At 63.4% G+C, this 20416-nt stretch carries 19 protein-coding genes; 9 read left to right on the forward strand and 10 right to left on the reverse strand.

The features are described from left to right. Nucleotides 1-120: 120 nt before the first annotated feature. From CIT37_RS24655 to CIT37_RS24665, 3 genes are all read left to right on the forward strand, one after another. On the forward strand, nucleotides 121-702 hold the full coding sequence (locus tag CIT37_RS24655) for a TRAP transporter small permease subunit (RefSeq protein WP_028145301.1): 582 nt from the start codon (nucleotides 121-123) through the stop codon (nucleotides 700-702). A gap of 26 nt (nucleotides 703-728) precedes the next feature. Continuing rightward, nucleotides 729-2384: a TRAP transporter large permease gene (locus CIT37_RS24660; RefSeq protein WP_028145302.1), complete on the forward strand. Its 1656-nt coding sequence runs from the start codon at nucleotides 729-731 to the stop codon at nucleotides 2382-2384. 119 nt (nucleotides 2385-2503) lie between these two features. Continuing rightward, nucleotides 2504-3793, forward strand: coding sequence for a M20/M25/M40 family metallo-hydrolase (locus CIT37_RS24665; protein WP_038970998.1), 1290 nt, complete (start codon nucleotides 2504-2506; stop codon nucleotides 3791-3793). A 358-nt stretch (nucleotides 3794-4151) separates the two neighbouring features. On the opposite strand, the gene CIT37_RS24670 is transcribed toward CIT37_RS24665, so the two are convergent. From CIT37_RS24670 to CIT37_RS24705, 8 genes are all read right to left on the reverse strand, one after another. After that, nucleotides 4152-5570, reverse strand: coding sequence for a sensor histidine kinase (locus CIT37_RS24670; protein WP_095425857.1), 1419 nt, complete (start codon nucleotides 5568-5570; stop codon nucleotides 4152-4154). Between the two features lies 1 nt (nucleotide 5571). Beyond that, a complete protein-coding gene (locus tag CIT37_RS24675; protein ID WP_038946264.1) occupies nucleotides 5572-6246 on the reverse strand; it encodes a response regulator in 675 nt (224 codons plus the stop codon). A 276-nt stretch (nucleotides 6247-6522) separates the two neighbouring features. Further along, nucleotides 6523-7086 (reverse strand): MarR family winged helix-turn-helix transcriptional regulator, encoded by a 564-nt coding sequence (locus CIT37_RS24680; RefSeq protein ID WP_038946263.1) that lies wholly within the window; start codon nucleotides 7084-7086, stop codon nucleotides 6523-6525. A gap of 490 nt (nucleotides 7087-7576) precedes the next feature. Continuing rightward, nucleotides 7577-7927 carry a YunG family protein gene (locus CIT37_RS24685; protein ID WP_095425856.1) on the reverse strand — a complete coding sequence of 117 codons (351 nt, stop codon included), beginning with the start codon at nucleotides 7925-7927 and terminating at the stop codon, nucleotides 7577-7579. Between the two features lie 163 nt (nucleotides 7928-8090). Further along, nucleotides 8091-9179, reverse strand: coding sequence for a TRAP transporter substrate-binding protein (locus tag CIT37_RS24690; protein WP_028145308.1), 1089 nt, complete (start codon nucleotides 9177-9179; stop codon nucleotides 8091-8093). 169 nt (nucleotides 9180-9348) lie between these two features. After that, nucleotides 9349-10437, reverse strand: coding sequence for a TRAP transporter substrate-binding protein (locus CIT37_RS24695; protein ID WP_028145309.1), 1089 nt, complete (start codon nucleotides 10435-10437; stop codon nucleotides 9349-9351). Between the two features lie 220 nt (nucleotides 10438-10657). Next, nucleotides 10658-11794 (reverse strand): Mrp/NBP35 family ATP-binding protein, encoded by a 1137-nt coding sequence (locus tag CIT37_RS24700; RefSeq protein WP_028145310.1) that lies wholly within the window; start codon nucleotides 11792-11794, stop codon nucleotides 10658-10660. Between the two features lie 129 nt (nucleotides 11795-11923). Further along, the gene (locus CIT37_RS24705) at nucleotides 11924-12361 is read right to left on the reverse strand and encodes a VOC family protein (RefSeq protein ID WP_028145311.1); all 438 of its coding nucleotides are present in this window, start codon (nucleotides 12359-12361) and stop codon (nucleotides 11924-11926) included. A gap of 197 nt (nucleotides 12362-12558) precedes the next feature. Here CIT37_RS24705 and CIT37_RS24710 point away from each other — a divergent pair, with 197 nt between their 5' ends. The 5 genes from CIT37_RS24710 (at nucleotide 12559) to CIT37_RS24730 (ending at nucleotide 17394) form a co-directional block, all read left to right on the forward strand. Continuing rightward, nucleotides 12559-13431 carry an NAD(P)-dependent oxidoreductase gene (locus CIT37_RS24710; RefSeq protein ID WP_028145312.1) on the forward strand — a complete coding sequence of 291 codons (873 nt, stop codon included), beginning with the start codon at nucleotides 12559-12561 and terminating at the stop codon, nucleotides 13429-13431. Nucleotides 13432-13549: 118 nt separating this feature from the next. Next, nucleotides 13550-14830 (forward strand): sodium:proton antiporter NhaD, encoded by a 1281-nt coding sequence (gene nhaD, locus CIT37_RS24715; protein WP_028145313.1) that lies wholly within the window; start codon nucleotides 13550-13552, stop codon nucleotides 14828-14830. A gap of 137 nt (nucleotides 14831-14967) precedes the next feature. Then, on the forward strand, nucleotides 14968-16563 hold the full coding sequence (locus CIT37_RS24720; RefSeq protein ID WP_028145314.1) for a sensor histidine kinase: 1596 nt from the start codon (nucleotides 14968-14970) through the stop codon (nucleotides 16561-16563). Nucleotides 16564-16607: 44 nt separating this feature from the next. Beyond that, nucleotides 16608-16811 carry a DUF1289 domain-containing protein gene (locus tag CIT37_RS24725; RefSeq protein WP_026202286.1) on the forward strand — a complete coding sequence of 68 codons (204 nt, stop codon included), beginning with the start codon at nucleotides 16608-16610 and terminating at the stop codon, nucleotides 16809-16811. A 28-nt stretch (nucleotides 16812-16839) separates the two neighbouring features. Next, a complete protein-coding gene (locus CIT37_RS24730) occupies nucleotides 16840-17394 on the forward strand; it encodes a TIGR02281 family clan AA aspartic protease (protein ID WP_028145315.1) in 555 nt (184 codons plus the stop codon). Between the two features lie 5 nt (nucleotides 17395-17399). On the opposite strand, the gene dusA is transcribed toward CIT37_RS24730, so the two are convergent. Beyond that, nucleotides 17400-18356, reverse strand: a complete 957-nt coding sequence (gene dusA / locus CIT37_RS24735; RefSeq protein ID WP_244611403.1) for a tRNA dihydrouridine(20/20a) synthase DusA — start codon at nucleotides 18354-18356, stop codon at nucleotides 17400-17402. Between the two features lie 169 nt (nucleotides 18357-18525). Between dusA and CIT37_RS24740 the strand changes: the two genes are divergently transcribed. Continuing rightward, nucleotides 18526-19614: a site-specific integrase gene (locus CIT37_RS24740; RefSeq protein WP_095425854.1), complete on the forward strand. Its 1089-nt coding sequence runs from the start codon at nucleotides 18526-18528 to the stop codon at nucleotides 19612-19614. Between the two features lie 161 nt (nucleotides 19615-19775). Here CIT37_RS24740 and CIT37_RS24745 read toward each other — a convergent pair whose 3' ends face one another. Next, on the reverse strand, nucleotides 19776-20243 hold the full coding sequence (locus CIT37_RS24745; protein WP_161966473.1) for a recombinase family protein: 468 nt from the start codon (nucleotides 20241-20243) through the stop codon (nucleotides 19776-19778). Nucleotides 20244-20416: the final 173 nt, after the last annotated feature.

A 20416-nucleotide genomic window follows, 5' to 3' on the forward strand; every position in this document is an offset into this window, starting at 1 on the left:
CAATTGACGGGCGGCATGGCCGCTGGTTTGGTGCGACAGCCTCATGCCTGCGCGGCGAGACAAGCCACGCGCCCGCTTCGGCAGTCAAGACGGCCGGGGCACGATCGGGAGGATCCGTCGTTGCAAGCGCTCCTGAAGCTGAGCCGAGGAATCGACGCGTTCACACGCTGGACGGGCAAACGCTTGGCGTGGCTGATCGTGGCCGCCGTCATCATCTCCGCGGTCAATGCGATCGTCCGCAAGACGTTCGACACGTCATCCAATTCATGGCTCGAGCTGCAATGGGTGCTGTTCAGCATCGTGTTCCTGCTGTGCTCGCCGTGGACGCTGCTCGACAACGAGCACATCCGCATCGACATCGTGAACAACGCGCTGCCGAAGCCGGTCCGCAACCTGATCGACGTGATCGGTCACCTGTTCTTCCTCATTCCGCTCTGCATCGTCATGATCATCACGGGCGTGCCGTTCTTCCAGCGCTCGTTCGAGATCAACGAGCAGTCCGGCAATGCCGGCGGTCTGCCGCAATGGCCCGCCAAATCCCTGATCATGATCGGATTCGCTTTCCTGCTCGTTCAAGGCATCTCCGAGCTGATCAAGCGCATCGCGGTCATGCGCGGGTTGATCCCGGACCCGCATGAATCCCAGGTGTCGGCGCTCGAGGCGGAAGTCGAGCATCTCGTCGGAGCGATCGAGAAGAAATAGCCGTTGGCGACGGTTTAGGGGAAGTCATGACCGCATTCATCATCGCCAATATGGCGCCCATCATGTTCGCGTCGCTGGTCGTCATGCTGCTGCTGGGCTATCCCGCGGCATTCTCGCTCGGCGCCGTCGGCCTGTTCTACGCCATCATCGGCGTCGAGCTCGGACAATTCCACCCGGACTTCCTCCAGGCCCTTCCCGAGCGCGTCTACGGGGTGATGAACAACGACACGCTGCTCGCCATCCCGTTCTTCACCTTCATGGGACTGGTGCTGGAGCGGTCAGGCATGGCCGAGGACCTGCTCGACACCATCGGCCAATTGTTCGGAACCATCCGCGGCGGCCTCGCCTACGCGGTGGTGTTCGTCGGCGCGCTGCTCGCCGCAACGACGGGCGTGGTCGCCGCTTCCGTGATCTCGATGGGACTGATTTCGCTGCCCATCATGCTGCGCTATGGCTACGACCGGCGCGTGGCGACGGGCATCATCGCCGCTTCGGGCACGCTCGCGCAGATCATTCCGCCCTCGCTCGTCCTGATCGTGATGGCAGACCAGCTCGGCAAGTCCGTCGGCGACATGTACGAGGGCGCCTTCATCCCGGGCCTCGTGCTCGCGGGCCTCTACGCCCTCTACGCCTTCCTCGTCAGCGTGATCTTCCCGAAGGCCGTCCCGGGCCTGCCAAAGGAGGCCATCGGCTTTCGCGAGGAGAGTGGCGATCGTGGCCTCCGCTCGCTCGGTGTGCTCTTCATCGCGAGCTGCGTGTTCGGCTGGTTCATGATGCGCCATTCGGAGACGCACGGCGCCGATTACGTCGTGCTCAGCATGTTCTACGGCATCATCTTCGCGTTCGCCGTCGCCGTGCTGAACTGGGTTATCGACAAGCTCACCGGCTTCCGTTTCCTGTCCAAGATGGCGCAGCAGACCACCTTCGTCATGGTGCCGCCGCTCTTCCTGATCTTCCTGGTGCTCGGCACGATCTTCATCGGCATCGCGACCCCGACCGAAGGCGGCGCGATGGGCGCCGCCGGCGCCCTCATCCTCGGTGCTGCGAAGCGGCGGCTGAGCTGGGACCTGATCCGGCAGGCCACGGAATCGACGGCCAAGCTGTCCGCTTTCGTCGTGTTCATCCTGGTCGGCGCCCGCGTCTTCTCGCTCACCTTCTACGGCGTCAACGGGCACGTCTGGGTCGAGCACCTGCTCACCTCGCTGCCCGGCGGCCAGGTCGGTTTCCTGATCTTCGTCAACGCGTTCGTGTTCGTGCTGGCCTTCTTCCTCGACTTCTTCGAACTGGCCTTCATCGTGATCCCGCTGCTCGGACCTGCCGCCGAGCATCTCGGCATCGACCTGATCTGGTTCGGCGTCATTCTCGGCGTCAACATGCAGACCTCGTTCATGCATCCGCCGTTCGGCTTCGCGCTGTTCTATCTCCGCTCGGTCGCCCCGAAGGACCGATACACCGACCGCGTCACCGGCAAGCGGATGGACCCTGTCACCACCGGCCAGATCTATTGGGGCGCGGTGCCATTCGTCGTCATCCAGATCATCATGGTCGCTCTGGTGATCGCGTTCCCGTCGATGGTGATGCACTACAAGGGCGTCCAGTCGACCATCGACCCCAGCACGATCAAGATCGAGGTGCCGCAGATCGAGTTGCCGCCGCTGGATCTCGGGCCGCCGCAAAAGTAGCGGGGACAACACGCGCCGTCGTGCTCCGCTCAAGCGGCGCACGACGCGCGACGGCGCGCGTGACAAGCACCGGAAACGGAGGCATACCGGGCCATCCTCAATCCCATGGATGGCCGCTCATGCCCCGATCGCACCCTGCCGCATCGCTCGTTGGCCCGTTGATCGCCTCACTCTGGCTGACATATGCCGCAACGTCGGTGCAGGCTGAGCCGATCGCCGATGTCCACATGCTGGCGCAAAAGGAGCAGCAGCCGCTGCTCGACACGCTGCGCGATCTCGTCGCCATCGAATCCGGCAGCAAGGACATCGAAGGCCTGAACCAGATCGCCGAGCGCGTCGCAGGCCAGCTCAAACAGCTCGGCGGCACGGTGGAGATCCTGCAACCCACCGACATCTATCGCCTCGACGACACGCCCGAGAAGATCGGACCGGCCGTGCACGCCACATTCAAGGGCACAGGCAGCAAGAAGATCATGCTGATCGCCCACATGGACACGGTGTACCTGAAGGGCATGCTGAAGGATCAACCGTTCCGCATCGACGGCGACAAGGCCTACGGCCTCGGCATCGCCGATGACAAGCAGGGCGTCGCACTCATTCTCCATACCGTGGCGTTGCTGCAGAAACTGAGCTTCAGGGATTACGGCACGCTCACGGTGCTCGCGAACGGCGACGAGGAGATCTCCTCCCCCGGCTGGCGCAGCACCATCACCAAATTTGCCTCTGATCAGGACGCGGTGTTCTCATTCGAAGGCGGCGGCACCGACGGCACGCTGCGCCTCGCCACCAGCGGCATCGGCTCGGCCTATCTCACCGTGCAGGGCAAGTCATCACATGCCGGCGCAAGGCCCGAGGGCGGCGTGAATGCGCTGTACGAGCTCTCGCACCAGGTGCTGCAGATGAAGGACCTGTCCAAGCCCGAGCAGGGCCTGAAGCTGAACTGGACGGTCTCCAAATCCGGCACCAACCGCAATGTGATCCCTGCCGACGCCACCGCCCAGGCCGATGCGCGCGCGCTCAAGGTGTCCGATTTCGACGAGTTGGAGAAGGCCCTCCAGGACAAGATCAAGGATCGCCTGCTGCCGGACTCCAAAGTCGATTTGAAGTTCGAGGTGCGGCGCCCGCCGTTAGAGGCCAACGAGGCCTCGCGCCGCGTGGCGGCCTACGGCAAGACGATCTATCAGGAGCTCGGAATGTCCCTCAAGGTCGACGAGAAGGCGACCGGGGGCGGCACAGACGCAGCGTTTGCCGCGCTGAAGACCAGTGGAGCCGTGGTGGAGGGCATGGGCCTGTCGGGCTTCGGTGCGCACTCCAACGACGCCGAATATGTGCAGATCAACAGCATCGTGCCGCGGTTGTATCTGGCCACACGCATGATCATGGATCTGTCCACGGGTAAACTGAAGTAGCGACGGCCTTTCTTCCTTCTCCCCTTCTTGTGCAGGGCAATCGCATATGGCAGCGATTTCGCCAGTAGCCATCCTTCGAGACGCCCGCCGTTGGCGGGCCGTCAGGATGAGGACCGGACGTTCGGCACTCGCTTCGACGAGCACCGATGCTGCTTAGCCTCATCCTGAGGAGACCGCGAAGCGGTCGTCTCGAAGGACGAGGCGCGCGCTCGGGTCTCTCAATGCGCCATATGCGATTACCCTGCCTTCTTGCGGGAGAAGGTGGCGCGAACGCGATTCGCGCCGGATGAGGGGTCTCTCTCCGCGCATTCAATTGAGAGTGAGACTAGCGGAGAGAGACCCCTCACCCGTCTCGCTGCTATCGCGGCGAGCCACCCTCTCCCACAAGGGGAGAGGGTGAAGCGGTGTTGCTGTCCGCCAGCCGAAACCGCAGCGTGAACTCGGCTCCACCCCCCGGAAGATTCTCCACCGCAATCGTCGCGGCGTGATCGTCCGCCACCGCCCGCACGATGGAAAGCCCAAGTCCCGCGCCGTCGCTGCGCCGGCGGTCGGCGCGCCAGAAGCGCTGAAAGATCAGCTCACGCTCGGCCTCCGCAATCCCCGGGCCGCTATCGCGCACGCGCACCGAACCGTCCTCGCGCACCTCGACGTCAACGGTCGTGTCTTTTGCCGTGAACTTGATGGCGTTTTCCGCCAGGTTGAAGACCGCGCGCTGCAGCATCTCCGCATTGCCGTGGATCGTGACCGGCGCATCGGTACCCCGGAGCGCAATGTCCTTGTGCTGCGCGATCGCGAACGGGGCGATCGAGGCGACCACTTCGGCGCAGACGGCGCGCAAATCCGCAGTCTCGCCGGGATCGAGCACCAGGGTGTCGAGCTCGGCGATCTCCAGAAGCTGGGCGACGAGGCGGCTCATGGTTTCGATGTCGGCATGCAGCGCATGCCGTGCCGCCCGATCGTCGAGCGTCTCGATCCGCGTGCGCAGGATCGCGAGCGGCGTGCGCAATTGATGCGCGGCATCCGCGGTGAACTGCCGCTGTACCCGAAAGCCGCCTTCGAGGCGGTCGAGCGCCTGGTTGACGGCGGTGACGAGCGGCAGGATCTCGCGCGGGATCTGCTCCGTCGGCAGGCGGATGTCGGTGCGCGCCGGACCGATATTGCTGGCCTCCTCGGAGGCCTTCCACAGCGGCGCGATCGCGCGGCGGAAGATGATGATGTCGGTGGCGAGCAGGACCAGCAGGATCGGGATGGTGATCCATCCCACGCGCCGGAAGAAATTCGACACGATGTCGTCGATGATGACGTCCCGGTGCGCGAGGTCCTCGGCGACCTGGATGCGCACCGTCTTGCCGTCGACGTCGCGGGTGACGGCGGCGCCGGAAATGCTCTCCGACGAGCGCGGTGCAGCGGTGGCGGCGGAGCGCCGATGGGAGGAGAACAGCAGCCGGCCATCGGCATCGCGAATGTCATACTGATAGCGGCCATACGCTTCCGAATAGAGACCCTTGAGACTGTCGGGCAGATTGAACGTCAGCAATCCGCCCGGCTGAACAACGATGCGCTCCGCCAGCACCTCGGCCTGGGCGCGCATGGCATCGCGATGCAGCTGGTCGATCTCGGAATTGAGCAGCCAGAACAGCACCAGCGGCAGGAAGATCGCGACCACCGCGACCGCCAGGATGTGCAGGAACACGATGCGCCAGATCAGCGATTTGAACGTCGGAGACCTGCCATAGGACCCGGCATAGGATCCGACGTTGGATCCGAGCTGGGTCACGCTATTTCTCCACGTCCATGAGATAGCCGACGCCGCGGATGGTATGGATCACGACCTTGGCGCCGTGTTCAGCGAGCTGCTTGCGCAGCCGCGAAACATAGACCTCGACCGCGTTGGAGGCGACCTCGCCGTCGAGCCCGAAGATGTGATCCTCGACGTTCTTCTTCGGCACCACCCGCCCCTGCCGGCGCAGCAAAATCTCCAGCACCGAGGTCTCGCGCGCGGAGATGATCCGCGGCTGGTCGTCGACGAAGATCTGGCGGCTCTCGGTGTCGTAGACGAGGTTGGCGAGACTGAGCGAGCGGCCGAGCAGCTGGCCCGGCCGGCGCAGGATCGCCTCCAGCCGCGCCACCAGTTCCTCCATCGCGAACGGCTTGGCGAGATAGTCGTCGGCGCCGCTGCGCAGGCCGCTGACGCGGTCCTGCAGACCGCCGCGGGCGGTCAGCACCAGCACGGGGAGCGGTTCCATCTTGAGGCGCAACTCGCGCAGCACCGACAGGCCGTCGCCGTCGGGCAGCCCGAGATCGAGGATCATCGCGGCATAGCTGACGCTGCTCACCGCCTCGCGCGCCTCGGCCGCGCTGCCGACGATGTCGCTCTGATAGCCAGCCGCCGCCAGCCCGCCAGCGACGAGGCGCGACAGCTCGGCATTGTCCTCGACGATCAGAAGGCGCATCGCATATCTGCCGGATACTCAGGTCACCGCACGCCTCGCGCGGCATCTTCGCTGTCTTCCATCATTCCGGACGCCTCGGCCAGCGAAAAAGCGTCCGGCCGAACCAGTCGTCTGTCAGGTTTGTGTAAGCCGACCAGGTGTGCCCCCCAAGAGGCGCAGGCCAATCGCATTTGGAAGCGACTTCCCTATGGCCATCCTTCGAGACGCCCGCCGTTGGCGGGCCCTCGGGATGACGACGCGGTGCGCGGCAGCAATCCTCACGTGCACCAGTGCCGCCTAGCCTCGTCCCTCGAAATAGGCGCAAAGCAGGGTCGTGTCCCTTGGAGCTATGGATTTCCGGAACAGCCTGCACTTGAAGTGACGATCCTTCCCCTCTCCGCTCTCGATCAGGAACATGCACCTGCCGCAGACGTCGGCGTTGTGACGGCGCTTGGCAACATCGAGCCCATCGAGGACGCGGCGAAGCGTATCGCGCAGCTGAGATCGATCGGGGAGCTCAAGTGTCACGAGCTGATCTCGAAGGACGTTAATTGGATCGCGCTCGAGGACCTTCTCGCCTTCGCTCGTGATGCAGAGCGCAATCGAGCGCTTGTCTTCTGCAGATGGCTTGCGAACCATCAACCCCTTGCTCTCGAGCACGGCGGCGATCTGCGATGCGACGCTGCGGGTCGTGCCCAGAAAGCTGGCGAGAGCCGTGGGCGTCCGCGAAAACCTGTTTGCGCGGGCGAGAAAGCGCAAGGCCATCCATTCCCGATCGCTCAGCCCCGCAAGGCTCCCTTCAAAAAGCCAGCTGTCGGCCGATTGGACCAGGAGTTGTAGAATTTCAATTGCCAGTCTCATTTGAGAAGTCCCACGGGAAACGGCGGCCCTGGCATCTCGATCAACGATCGAGAGCCGCCGTGTTCGGTGAATGCTGCATTCCCGTCGGGACTGGTTGAGTCCGGTATACCGTACCGTGAAGCGCGACCGGCGTGATGACACGCCGCAGCTTCAGCCCGATTGCCGGATTCCGATAACTCGACCGTTCCGTAAAAGGAACACCGAAAAACTACGCATCGCGTGGGCGTTGAATGACACGAACTCTCGCGCCTCCGGACGCGATGGTCTCTCCCGGCGCACCGCTGATGAGCGGCATCAAAGAAGGCCACGCTTGTCAGGTTTGTGTAAGCAATGGCGCTTCAGCATGCAGGGATGGAGAGAGCGCAGCGAAGAACCACCTTATGGATGGATCCGCTCCGAACAAACACCTTCCGCAAATCTCAACGGAGGGCAACGCATGCACATGGTCAGCTTCACACTCGCACTCGCATTCGCCTTCTGCCTGATGGCGCTAGCCTGACTTGGTATGGCTCTGCTGAAATGCTGCCCTTAGTTCGGCTAATTGATCGTTCGTTGCTCCCAGCAACGCGTCGGCCCCATCTGCAGGCAAGTCCGTATAAGCGATCGGCCGGTCGAACTGGCTCGCCGTGAAGTCGTACCTCTTGCCTTCGATCCGATTGTAAAAATGGTCGCCGGCCGGCAGTGGCGTCTTCAGCAGGTCGCCGCCGAAGAGTTCATGAACGAGCAGCGACGTGACGTTGCATTGTCCTGCGGCCGGATTGTCCGCCGTCCATTGGCTCGCGGTCGACCGCGACCACGCCTTGAGCAGCGCGCTTTGAACGGCCTCGGGATCGAAACTCATGTCACGTCCAAACGGCTGCCGACGAACCATATTCCGGATCATTGGATCCTAACATTCTGCTTTGCCCGACAAGTCAACTACTCCTGGTTTCAAAGAAGCAGGACGCACAAGAAACGCCCCGAAGCTTCCGCTCCGGGGCGTTGCATTCGGCGGCGTGACGCGATCAGCTCTGCGAGCGCCGCGCCATGAAGATGTCGTAGCCGACCTCGGCGACCTGGAACCAGGCGTAGCCGTCGCTCGTGAACTTGGCGAGGGAGTCGTGCACCTTCTTGAAATTGGCGTTGGTCGCGCCGACTTCGGCATGCAGCTCCTTGGCGGCCTTGTGGCAGGCATCCATGATCGACGGCGAGAAGGCGTGCAGCTTGGCGCCGCCCGCGAGCAGCTTCTTCAGCGCCAGCGGATTGGCGGTGTCGTAGCGCGCCATCATGTAGTTGTTGGCGTAGTGGCCGGCCTGCTCCAGCACGCTCTGGTAATATTTCGGCAGCGCGTTCCACTTGTCGAGGTTGACGAAGGCCAGCAGCATCGGCCCACCCTCCCACCAGCCGGGATAGTAGTAGTGCGGTGCGATCTTGTAGAAGCCGAGCTTTTCGTCGTCATAGGGGCCGACCCATTCGGCGGCATCGATGGTGCCCTTTTCCAGCGCGGGATAGATGTCGCCGCCGGCGAGTTGCTGCGGCACCACTCCGAGCTTCTGGAGCACGCGGCCGGCAAAGCCGCCGATGCGGAATTTCATGCCCTTGAGATCGTCGGGTGCGTTGACCTCTTTCCTGAACCAGCCGCCCATCTGGCAGCCGGTGTTGCCCGCGAGCAATGAGACGACGTTGTAGCTCTTGTAGAATTCGTTGAGCACGTCGCGCCCGCCGCCCTGCATGTACCAGGCCTGGTTGATGCGCATGTTGGGGCCGAACGGCACGGCCGAGCCGAAGGTGAAGGTCGGATCCTTGCCGAAATAATAGTAGGACGCGGTGTGGCCGATTTCGCAGGTGCCGTTCTGAACGGCGTCGAGCACCTGGAGGCCCGGCACGATCTCGCCGGCCGCGAAGATCTGGATCTGGAATTTGTTGTCGGTCGCCTCGGCGACCATCTTGCACATCATCTCGGCGCCACCAAACAGCGTGTCGAGCGATTTCGGCCAGCTCGTCGGCATGCGCCATTTGATTTCCGGCATCGACTGCGCGATCGCGGGAGCCGCGAGCGTGGCGGCGCCGGCCGCACCGAGTCCTGTGACCTTGATGAAGTCTCTTCTCTTCATGATTTCCTGCCCTGATGTACCAGTGATTGTGGGCCTTCTTGCCGAGGCTTTGCACCACCATGACGCAAGCCGCCGCCCAATTCCATCCCGATCGCACTGCGGCAAAGAAAAAGCCCGGCCTCCAATGGAGGCCGGGCTTTCCGGTCTTTGCGACTTTAGGCCTAGGCGATCAGCCGCGCGTGCGCGAGCGGATCATGAAGCTGTCGTAGGTATATTCGGCAACCTGCCACCACAGATATTCGTCGGAGCGGTAGGCCTGCATGGCGTCGATCGACTTCTTGAAGTCGGGGTTCTTGGCCGAGATCTCCGCCCACAGCTCGTTGGTCGCCTTGAGGCAGGCTTCCAGCACCTCGTTGGTGAAGGGACGAAGCTGGGTGCCGCCGGCAACCAGACGCTTCAGCGCCGCCGGGTTCTGCATGTCGTAGCGCGCCGCCATCCAGGTGTTGGCATTGGTCATCGCGTTGGTGAGGATCGCCTGGTAGTTCTTCGGCAGCGCATTCCACTTCTCCAGGTTGGCGAAGGCGTGGACGGTCGGACCGCCTTCCCAGAAGCCCGGATAGTAGTAGTACTTGGCGACCTTGGCGAAGCCGAGTTTCTCGTCATCGTAGGGGCCGACCCACTCGGCGGCGTCGATGGTGCCCTTTTCGAGCGCCGGATAGATGTCGCCGCCGGCGAGCTGCTGCGGCACCACGCCGACCTTCTGAAGCACCTGGCCGGCGATGCCGCCGATGCGCATCTTGAGGCCGGAGAGGTCGGCAACGGTCTTGATCTCCTTGCGGAACCAGCCGCCCATCTGGGTGCCGGTGTTGCCGCAGGGGAAGCCGATCACGTTCGACTTCTTGAAGAACTCGTTGCCGAGCTCCATGCCGCCGCCCTGATACCACCAGGAGTTCTGCTGGCGCGCATTGAGGCCGAACGGCACCGAGGCGTAGATCGCGAAGGTCGGGTCCTTGCCGACATAGTAGTACGAGACGGTATGGCACATCTCGACGGTGCCGTTGGAGGTCGCATCGAGCGCCTGGAGGGCCGGGACGATTTCACCGCCCGCGAACACCTGGATCTGGAATTTGTTGTCGGTCATCTCGGCGACGTACTTCGCCACCTGCTCGGCACCGCCATAGATGGTATCGAGCGACTTCGGGAAGCTCGAAGTCAAGCGCCACTTCACCTCGGGCGAGGACTGCGCGATCGCCGGCGAGGCTACCGCGGTTGCCGCCGCGCCTGCTGCCGACACTTTCAGAAAATCACGACGCTTCATCTTCAGGTCTCTCCTTGCTGGGGCGTTTCCCCTTAACTTCTCTTCTTGCCGCCGCTCATTCCGGCGACGCGTTAGGGCCGCGTCGAACCGAAGGGGCTTGACTGCCGTGGGCCTTTACCACGGAAGCCCCGCTTGCGGAACGCGACAATGGCATGACGGGGCTCTACGAAAGTCGCATGCCCCCCAAAAGGACGAGGAAGGCGTGCCCCGAGCGGCCGGCTCAGGCCGCCGCGATGACGCCCTTGAGCTGGTCGCGGACCTGCCCTGCAATGGCGCGGTAGATCGCCGCATGAGGACCGTCCGGCTCGCTGTCGACGACGGGATTGCCGGCATCCGAGGTAGCACGAATCGCCATGTGCAGCGGGATCTCGCCGAGGAAGGGGACTTCGAGCTTCTCCGCCTCGTGCCGCGCCCCGCCATGGCCGAAAATGTCCGACCGCGTGCCGCAATGCGGGCATTGGAAGTAGCTCATGTTCTCGACGATGCCGAGCACGGGCACGTTGACCTTCTTGAACATGGCAAGCCCCCGTCGCGCATCGATCAGGGACAGATCCTGCGGGGTCGAGACGATCACGGCGCCCTTCAGCGGCACGTTCTGCGCCAGCGTGAGCTGGGCATCGCCGGTGCCCGGCGGCATGTCGACGACCAGCACGTCGAGCTTGCCCCATTCGACGTCGCGCAGCATCTGCGTCACCGCCGACATCACCATGGGACCGCGCCAGATCATCGCGGTCTCTTCCTCGACCAGGAAGCCGATCGACATGATGGCCAGACCGAAGCGCCGAAGCGGAATCATTTTTCGCTCGTCGTTCAGCTCCGGCTTGTCGTGCAGGCCGGTCAGCCGCGGCACCGAGGGGCCGTAGATGTCGGCATCGAGCAGCCCGACCTTGAGGCCGAGGTCGCGCAGGCCCAGCGCCAGGTTCAGCGCGGTGGTCGACTTGCCGACGCCGCCCTTGCCGGAGGCGACCGCGATCACGGCGGCAACGCCGGGAATTTCCGACTGCCGCGCCATCGGCGACCCGCCGCCCTGCGGCGGCTTGTGGGCATGGACCGGTTGCACGCCGGGCGTGCCGCGGCTGGGTTGCGGGGGCGGCGGCGGCGCGGAGCCCGGCTTGCGCTCGGCGGTCAGCGCCACCATGACGGTGGTGACGCCGGGAATGGTGCGCACAGCGGCCTCGGCTTCGGCCCGGATTGGCTCCCAGGCCCTCGCCTCGGCGGCATCGACATTGATCGAGAAGAACACCTTGCCGTCGGACGCGCTGATCGCGCTCAGCACGTTGGCATTGGTGAGCGCGACCCCGCGGGGAGATTTGATCCTGGCGAGGCTGTCGAGAACCTGTTGCTGCGTCACGCTCAAAGCGCATCTCCTGAACGGAGCATGATCCGGAGCCGGAGGACGGCGCCAGCGCAAGGCGTGGCGCGGCTTTCCGGCAAGGTCATGCTCGAGACTCTAGGATGCCCCATTAGAGCGGAAACGCCCAAAAGGCTACTGCCTGCCGATATCGTCGGCCTTCTCGGCGGGCGCCGCCCCCTGCTCCCTGGCGGCCTCGAAATTCAGCTCGATCATGACCCCGTTGGGATCGTTGACGAAGATCTGCCAGAGGTCGCCGCCGGGCACCTGGCGGGACTCGAACTTCATGTCCTTGGACGCCAGCCGCCGCTTCATGCCGTCAAAGCCGCGACTGACGAAGGCGACATGATGGACAACGCCGGAATCCGGCTTTTGTGGCTCGGCGGTCGCAGAAATATCGACGAGATGCACCACCGCCTTGCCCTCGCTGTACATCCAGGCGCCGGGGAAGGCGAAATTCGGCCGGGCGCCTTTTTCCAGGCCGAGCACATCCTCGTAGAAGCGGACGGTCTCGGCCAGATTCCGGGTCCGGATGTTGAAATGATCGAGGACGCCAACGCTCACGCCGCCCATGCTTTCGCTCCCTTTTTTGAAGTCCTTAGGTCCGCCATCCTAGCACAGGGGGCCGCCAAACGAAGCCGTTGCCCTCCCGGCTTAACGGTTTATGGTGCGCCTCCGATCCGCCCTCGCGGCGGAACTTGGAGGACGCCGCCCTGGCGCCCTCGCCCGGCTGCAACCGTAAAACTCAAGCTACGGACAAGGTACCACACATGGCTAAAGTCGCTTTCCTCGGTCTCGGCGTCATGGGCTACCCCATGGCCGGACACCTCGTGAAAAAAGGGGGCCATGAGGTCACCGTCTACAACCGCACCGCGGCCAAGGCGAAGGAATGGGCGGACAAGTTCGGCGGCAAGACCGCACCGACCCCGAAGGCCGCCGCTGAAGGCCAGGATTTCGTGATGTGCTGCGTCGGCAACGACAACGATCTGCGCGCGGTCACGATCGGCCCCGACGGCGCGTTCGCCGGCATGAAGAAGGGTGCGACCTTCGTCGACCATACCACCGCCTCCGCCGAAGTCGCGCGTGAGCTGGACGCGGCCGCGACCAAGGCCGGCTTCAGGTTCATCGACGCGCCGGTCTCCGGCGGCCAGGCCGGCGCCGAGAACGGCGTGCTGACGGTGATGTGCGGCGGCGCGCAGGACGCCTATGCCGGCGCCGAGCCGATCATCACGGGCGCCTATGCGCGGATGTGCAAACTGCTCGGACCCGCCGGAAGCGGCCAGCTCACGAAGATGGTCAACCAGATCTGCATCGCCGGTCTGGTGCAGGGTCTCTCCGAGGGTATCCACTTCGCCAAGAAGAGCGGCCTCGACGTCGCCGCAGTGATCGAGACCATCTCCAAGGGCGCGGCGCAGTCCTGGCAGATGGAGAATCGCTACAAGACCATGAACGAGGACAAGTACGATTTCGGCTTCGCGGTCGAATGGATGCGCAAGGACCTCTCGATCTCGCTGGCTGAAGCTCGCCGCAACGGCGCCAACCTGCCGGTCACCGCGCTGGTCGATCAGTTCTATTCCGAGGTCGAGAAGATGGGCGGCAAGCGCTGGGATACGTCCAGCCTGCTCGCGCGCCTGCAGCGCTGAGGAGCGCATCGACGGTCGCTGCCGGGCAGCTGCGACCGTCCCCCCGGCCTTGACGCGGCGCCGCGTCGAGGTCTTGCAAGCGCATCGAGCCGAAGAACGAACACCGGGGGGACCGACTTTGCTGAGCGTGATAGCCGCCGTTTTCATCGTTGCGTATGCTGCCATCGCGCTCGAACATCCGCTCGGTGTCAACAAGAGCGCCTCGGCTCTCCTTGGAGCCGGCCTGCTCTGGACCATCTACGCGCTGTCCGTCGGCGACGCCTCGCTCGTCAACCATCAGCTCGACGAATCCGTCGCCTCGACCGCGCAGATCGTCTTCTTCCTGATCGGTGCCATGACGATCGTCGAGGTGATCGACGCCCACAACGGCTTCGAAGTCATCACCTCGATCATCCGCACCACGAAGCAAACCACGCTGATGTGGATCATCGGCTTCGTGACGTTCTTCCTGAGCGCGATCCTCGACAATCTCACCACCACCATCGTGATGATCTCGCTGATCCAGAAGCTGATCGGCAACAGGAGCGATCGCCTGCTGTTCGCCTCGATCATCGTCATCGCGGCCAATGCCGGCGGCGCCTGGACCGTGATCGGCGACGTCACGACCACGATGCTCTGGATCGGAGGGCAGATCACTCCCCTCAGCATCATGAAGTCGGTGTTCCTGCCCTCACTGCTCAACCTGCTGATACCGCTGCTCATCGTTGGCTATTCCATCAAGGGGAAGGAGATTGTCCCTCCGCTGCAAGACCAAGCACAGGCCCTCAGGGTCGAGGTGTTCGAGCGCAACTTGATGTTCTATCTCGGCCTTGGCACCCTGGTCGCCGTTCCGGTTTTCAAGGCCGTGACGCACCTTGCGCCTTTCATGGGTATTCTTTTCGGGCTTGGCATCCTCTGGCTGGTCGGCGAGGTCGTTCACCGCCACAAGGACGAGGATGCGCGCCGTCCCCTCACCCTCGTCCATGCGCTGACGCGCATCGACATGAGTTCCATCGTGTTCTTCGTCGGCATCCTCATGGCCGTCGCGTGCCTGGAGCATGCTCGCGTGCTGGAACTGTTGGCGAAATGGCTCGACGCCACGGTCGGGCGTCTCGACGTCATCGTCATCCTGCTCGGCCTGTTGAGTGCCATCATCGACAACGTGCCGCTCGTCGCGGCCACGATGGGCATGTACAATCTGGTGCAACATCCGCCCGACAGCTTCATCTGGGAGTTCATCGCCTATTGCGCCGGCACCGGCGGCTCGATCCTGATCATCGGCTCGGCCGCGGGCGTTGCCGCCATGGGACTCGAGAAGATCGAGTTCTTCTGGTACGCCCGCCGCATCGCAGGCCCCGCCCTGGTGGGGTATCTGGCGGGCGCGATGGTCTACATCGCCCAGTACGCAGCGCTGCATTGACGGCGCAGGCGAGATCCAAAATTAACGCCGGGTTAACGTAATTCTTTAGCTCCTTAAGTCACCTCTTAAGGATTTCTTGCCAGAGATAGACAATGCAGAAGGCCCGCGTCCGGCGTGGGCAGGAATCGTGTTGCTTGATGAGTAACCCCGCTGAAAAGCCTGAGGTTGTGGAGCTTCCGGCCGAGCCGGTGAGCGCTCCATCGGCGAGCAGCCGAAGGGCTGCGGCGCAGCGGGTGCGCGAGGCGCGGGACAAGTTAACGTCGACCAGTGGAACCCGGCCGGCCTTCGACGCCGAGATGCTGCGCCAATACGCCCAGACGCGGCTGTCGGCTTCCTATGTCGTGATGCTGCTGGTGGTCGCGACCGGCGTGCTGTTCGGCCTGTGGATGCAGCCGATCCCGGCCGCGGCCTGGACCGCCGGCATGCTCTGCATCCACAGCGCCATGACCCGCAGTTGCCGGCGCTTCCTGACCGAGCCCGCCTCGCCCGCGGCGACGCGCGCCTGGCGGACGCGCTTCGTCGTGCTCGACCTGCTCTATGGCCTGTGCTGGATGGCGATCCTGATCCATCCCGTGCTCGACATGGTCACGGAATCGCTGATGATGTTCCTGATGCTGCTGGTGATCGCAGTGTCGAGCATGCTCGCCGCGAACTTGCCGATCGCAGCCCTTGCCGCCACCGCGCCGGTCGCGGTCGCCATGGCGCTGAGCTTCGTGATGACCGGCTCGCTGGACAATTACATCCTGGCCGCGCTCGCGCTCGCCGCCGAAGGCTATTTCGTGCTGCTGGCGCACCGCCTGCACTCCTCCACCTTCGCCACGCTGGAAGCGCGCGCCGAGAAGGACGCGCTGATCGGCGAGCTCGAACAGGCCAAGGCGATCTCGGACGAGGCGCGCCACCGCGCCGAATCCGCCAACGTCGCCAAGTCGCGCTTCCTCGCGCAGATGAGTCACGAGCTGCGCACGCCGCTGAATGCCATCCTCGGCTTCTCCGAGGTGATGAAGAGCGAGATCTTTGGCGCGCATGCGGTACCGGTGTACAAGGAGTACTCGGCGGACATCCATAATTCCGGCGTGCACCTGCTCAACCTCATCAACGAGATCCTCGACTTGTCGCGGATCGAGGCCGGCCGCTACGAGCTCAACGAAGAAGCGGTGTCGCTGGTCGGCATCGTCGCCGACTGCCATCACCTGATGAAGCTGCGCGCCTCCAGCCGCGGCATCACCATCCACGAAGTGTTCGAGCAGGCCATGCCGCGGCTGTGGGCCGACGAGCGCGCGATCCGCCAGGTCGTGCTCAACCTGCTCTCCAACTCGATCAAGTTCACTCCGCAAGGCGGCGAGATCTGGCTCAAGGCCGGCTGGACCGCCTCGGGCGGACAATATCTCTCGGTGCGGGATTCCGGCTCCGGCATTCCCGAGGACGAGATCCCGGTCGTGCTCGCCTCGTTCGGCCAGGGCTCCAACTCGATCAAGTCCGCCGAACAGGGCGCCGGTCTCGGCCTGCCGATCGCCAAGAATCTGATCGACCTGCATGGCGGCACGTTCACGCTGAAATCGAAGCTGCGCATCGGCACCGAGGTGATCGTCACCTTCCCGCCGGAGCGCGTGATGAGCGCGCTGGCGCCGCTGTCGGATGATTCCCCGCCGCTCCAGCCGGAGAGTTCCGTACTGCCCGAGGAGAAGCGCCGGCCGCGCCACAAGCCGATCATGAGCGCAGGTACAGGCTCCTAACCAGATGCTTGCAGACATGCCCGACAATCCCCCACTATGTCCGAATGAGCAAAGAAACGCCGTGCGTCGCCGTCTGCATGATCGATCCCAGGACCAAGCTGTGCTTCGGCTGCGGCCGGACCTTGCCCGAGATCGCGCGCTGGCACGCCATGGAAAGCGCGGACCGGCTCGCGGTCATGGCGCTGTTGCCGGCACGCATGACGGAAGCTGGACTGGCGCCGATCGCGGCATCGCCGAAACGCACCTGACCGGCCTGCTCGCCTGCGGAGGCGCGCGATGATCCGCTTCCTGCTCGTTCTCGTCATGCTTGCAGGCACGGCAGGCGCGGTCGTCGCCTATGGCGACCCCGAGCAGATCGCGCGCGCCAGCCACAAGGTCTCCCACATTTTTCGCGCGCAGACGGCAACGCCCGCTCCCGCCGTGCAGATCCCACGCGGCCAGGGCGGCGAATTCGCGCTGCGCGCGAAGATCAACGGCATCGCCGCGCCGATGGTGATCGATACCGGCGCGACGTCGGTGGTGCTGACCTGGGAAACCGCGAAAGCCATCGGGCTGCCGCTCGAGATGCTCGAATACGATGTCGACCTCGAAACCGCGGGCGGACATACCAAGGCAGCCCGCCTCACCCTCGACCGTCTCTCCGTCGGCCATCTCGTCGAAAAATCGGTGCCGGCCCTCGTCGTCCAGCGCGGGCAGATGAAGACCAATTTGCTCGGCATGAGCTTCCTCGACCGCCTGGAGAGCTGGGGGGTGCGCGCCGACAAGCTGATGCTGACCGGCTATCCCGAGCTTCAGAGCAGCCATCGCCGCTCGCGCACGGCGATGGATTAGCCGCCTTACGCCGCCTCGGCCGGCGCACGCGCACCGACGCACGCGATCGCATCGCGCAGCACCTCGAGGCCGGCGCCCGCCTTAACCCCCTGCTCGGCCAGATGGCGGCGGAAGGCCCGCGCGCCGGGCACGGCATGGAATGCGCCGACGAAATGCCGCGTGATCGCGTGCAGCCGCGTGCCGCGCGCAAGCTGCTGCTCGATATAGGGCATCATCGCCTCCAGCGCGTCCTGCACGGTCGCGTGCGGGCTCGCCTCGCCGAAGATCTCCTGATCGACGCCGAGCAGCCGCCACGGGTCCTGATAGGCGGCGCGGCCGAGCATCACGCCGTCGACATGCTCGAGATGCGCTCTCGCTTCGTCGAGGCCTCGAATGCCGCCGTTGATGATGACAGGCACGTCAGGCATCGCGCGCTTGAGCCGATAGACGCGCTCATAGTCGAGCGGCGGGATGTCGCGGTTCTCCTTCGGAGACAACCCGTTGAGCCAGGCCTTGCGGGCATGCACGATCAGTGCGTCGCAGCCGGAGGCGACCACCGCGCGCGCAAGCGCATCAAGGGCCACTTCCGGATCCTGGTCGTCGATGCCGATACGGCACTTCACCGTGACGGGAACCGCGACAGCCCGCTTCATCGCATCGACGCACCGCGCCACCAGCTCTGGCTCCGCCATCAGGCAGGCGCCAAAGCGGCCATCCTTCACGCGGTCCGACGGGCAGCCGACATTGAGATTGATCTCGTCGTAGCCGAACGCCTCGCCGATCCGCGCAGCCTGCGCCAGCTCGCGCGGATCCGAGCCGCCAAGCTGAAGCGCCACGGGATGTTCGCTCACGTCGAACCCAAGCAGCCGCTCCCGGTCGCCATGAATGACGGCGCCCGTCGTCACCATCTCCGTGTAGAGCAGCGCCCGCCGCGTCAGGTGGCGGTGGAACACCCGGCAGTGCCGGTCGCTCCAATCCATCATGGGGGCTACGGAAAAGCGATAGTCTTGATATTTCAATCGTTTATCCTATCCTCTCAATGGGATGGAAGAAGAACGTGTGCACTCCAAACTAGCCGAAATTGCACACGTTTGTACCCGTTTTGACCTCCCGGTGCACACATAGTGCACACGAAAGCCGGAGTGCACACGCGTGGCGACCTTCACTCAATTGGGATCGGGAAACTGGCGCGTCCAAGTCCGCCGCAAGAACCGTTATGTGGCCGAGACTTTCCGGCGGCGCAAGGACGGCGAAGAATGGGCGCTCGAAATGGAGCGTAACATTGACCGTAATGGATCGCCCAAACCACGCGTTGTGCGGAACGTTCGCACATTTGGCGATCTGGTTGATCTACACGACGAAGACATGCACGAGGTTGGAAAGCCCCCTCGCCGGTCAAAGGCCGCCGTTATGGCATCGCTTAAGGCTGAGCTCGGCAGTGTGAAGCTGCCCGCTCTCAATCGAGAGCGTCTGATCGAGTTCGGAAGAAAGCGCGCCAAGCAAGGCGCGGGTCCAGCGACGTTGGCGATCGATATGTCTTTCATCCGTACGATCATAACGCACGCCGCCGCTGTGCATGGCATCGAGGTTTCAGCCGAGGAAGCCCGCCTCGCGCGCGTCGCGTTGAGCCACCTCAATTTGGTCGGAAAGAGCAAGGAGCGTGACCGACGGCCCACGCGAGACGAACTCGACGAGCTAATTGAATACTTTGAGACGAACCGTCGGCAGTTCATACCGATGGGGCGCATCGTCAGATTTGCCATCGCAACGACATTGCGCCAGGAAGAGATCTGCAAGCCCGAGTGGCCGCTGGTTGACATGAAAAAGAGGCTGGTGGTCATTCAGGATAGAAAGGACCCGAGGAATAAAGATGGAAATGACCAGAAAGTGCCTTTGCTCAATCTAACGGGCTATGATGCGTGGGAGGTCGTGCTGCAGCAGCGAATTGTTACTCGAGGCTATGGGCGGGTCTTTCCCCATAACCATAGATCCGTAAGTGCGGCATTCACCCGGGCATGCGATGAACTCAAGATCGAAGACCTGCACTTTCACGATCTGCGACACGAGGGAACGAGCCGTCTGTTCGAAGCGGGACTTCCAATCGAAAAGGTGGCACTGGTCACCGGCCACAAAGATTGGCGGCAGCTCCAGCGCTATACCAATCTCAAGGTTGAAGATCTTCTCAAGCTGCAATACGCACAGCAGCCGTCAATGGAAGAATTTATAAAGATGTTGGCGTAAGCTCCCTCAAATTGAGACGGAGCGACATTCGGCGATACTCAGATTGGAAGTCTTCGAATTTCCGGAGCGTCTTCAAGAGGCGTTCCGACAATTTGCAGCCTTTTTGCTTGCTGAGATCACTACAGAATTTGCGTTTGTCGGAATGATGTTCGAGTTGGCTGTCAACCGGCGGCAGCCACCAGGGCGCAGCCGCAATGCCCGCACTTTATCAGTCCAGTGAACGCAAACTCCCGCTTTGAGCCCCTCACTTTCGATGCGTTCCGATCATCCAACATTTCCTGAACGCGCGCCCCGAGCTCATGCGACACAAGCGGCGTATGCTTGCCCTTGTAGACGCGCTCTTTCCAAACGAAGTCGCCGCTATAGACGCGGTTTCGAAGAATATGGTGTATCCGGCTCTTTCCGACAGTAGAACCGCTGAGGCGATTGACGAGGCCAGCGCCGCGCGCCTTCACGGTCAATTCCTCAAGAGAGACGCCGCCAGCGGCATACCAGCCAAACAACTGCGCAACAATCGGTCCAAGGACAGGATCAGGCTCAATGGTCTTGCGGCCGTCAGGCCCTACAACGTTGCGGTAGCCAATAGCAGCCGACGAAGGCCATATGCCTTGTTCAGCCTTCTCCTGCATGCCCTTCCGGGCTTCCTCTTCGCCGAGAACGTTTGGCGTTTTGCGAGCGGCGATGCGTAGCCAACAGACCGAGAATATGCCGCGCTCGCAGCTTGAACAACTCGACAAGATGATCGGCGCGAACTTGCGAAGGCTGTGCCATGCGCGCCGCATGCGGACGCGAAGAAACCGAG

This window comes from Bradyrhizobium ottawaense (genome assembly GCF_002278135.3).
GTDB classification, from domain to species: domain Bacteria; phylum Pseudomonadota; class Alphaproteobacteria; order Rhizobiales; family Xanthobacteraceae; genus Bradyrhizobium; species Bradyrhizobium ottawaense.

Excerpts from the sequence above, each read along its gene's own strand:
- CIT37_RS24660 (WP_028145302.1), top strand. The coding sequence starts at position 729 with ATGACCGCATTCATCATCGCCAATATGGCGCCCATCATGTTCGCGTCG.
- CIT37_RS24665 (WP_038970998.1), top strand. The coding sequence starts at position 2,504 with ATGCCCCGATCGCACCCTGCCGCATCGCTCGTTGGCCCGTTGATCGCC.
- CIT37_RS24675 (WP_038946264.1), bottom strand. The coding sequence starts at position 6,246 with ATGCGCCTTCTGATCGTCGAGGACAATGCCGAGCTGTCGCGCCTCGTC.
- CIT37_RS24680 (WP_038946263.1), bottom strand. The coding sequence starts at position 7,086 with ATGAGACTGGCAATTGAAATTCTACAACTCCTGGTCCAATCGGCCGAC.
- CIT37_RS24685 (WP_095425856.1), bottom strand. The coding sequence starts at position 7,927 with ATGAGTTTCGATCCCGAGGCCGTTCAAAGCGCGCTGCTCAAGGCGTGG.
- CIT37_RS24690 (WP_028145308.1), bottom strand. The coding sequence starts at position 9,179 with ATGAAGAGAAGAGACTTCATCAAGGTCACAGGACTCGGTGCGGCCGGC.
- CIT37_RS24695 (WP_028145309.1), bottom strand. The coding sequence starts at position 10,437 with ATGAAGCGTCGTGATTTTCTGAAAGTGTCGGCAGCAGGCGCGGCGGCA.
- CIT37_RS24705 (WP_028145311.1), bottom strand. The coding sequence starts at position 12,361 with ATGGGCGGCGTGAGCGTTGGCGTCCTCGATCATTTCAACATCCGGACC.
- CIT37_RS24710 (WP_028145312.1), top strand. The coding sequence starts at position 12,559 with ATGGCTAAAGTCGCTTTCCTCGGTCTCGGCGTCATGGGCTACCCCATG.
- CIT37_RS24720 (WP_028145314.1), top strand. The coding sequence starts at position 14,968 with ATGAGTAACCCCGCTGAAAAGCCTGAGGTTGTGGAGCTTCCGGCCGAG.
- CIT37_RS24725 (WP_026202286.1), top strand. The coding sequence starts at position 16,608 with ATGAGCAAAGAAACGCCGTGCGTCGCCGTCTGCATGATCGATCCCAGG.
- CIT37_RS24730 (WP_028145315.1), top strand. The coding sequence starts at position 16,840 with ATGATCCGCTTCCTGCTCGTTCTCGTCATGCTTGCAGGCACGGCAGGC.
- dusA (WP_244611403.1), bottom strand. The coding sequence starts at position 18,356 with ATGATGGATTGGAGCGACCGGCACTGCCGGGTGTTCCACCGCCACCTG.
- CIT37_RS24745 (WP_161966473.1), bottom strand. The coding sequence starts at position 20,243 with ATGCAGGAGAAGGCTGAACAAGGCATATGGCCTTCGTCGGCTGCTATT.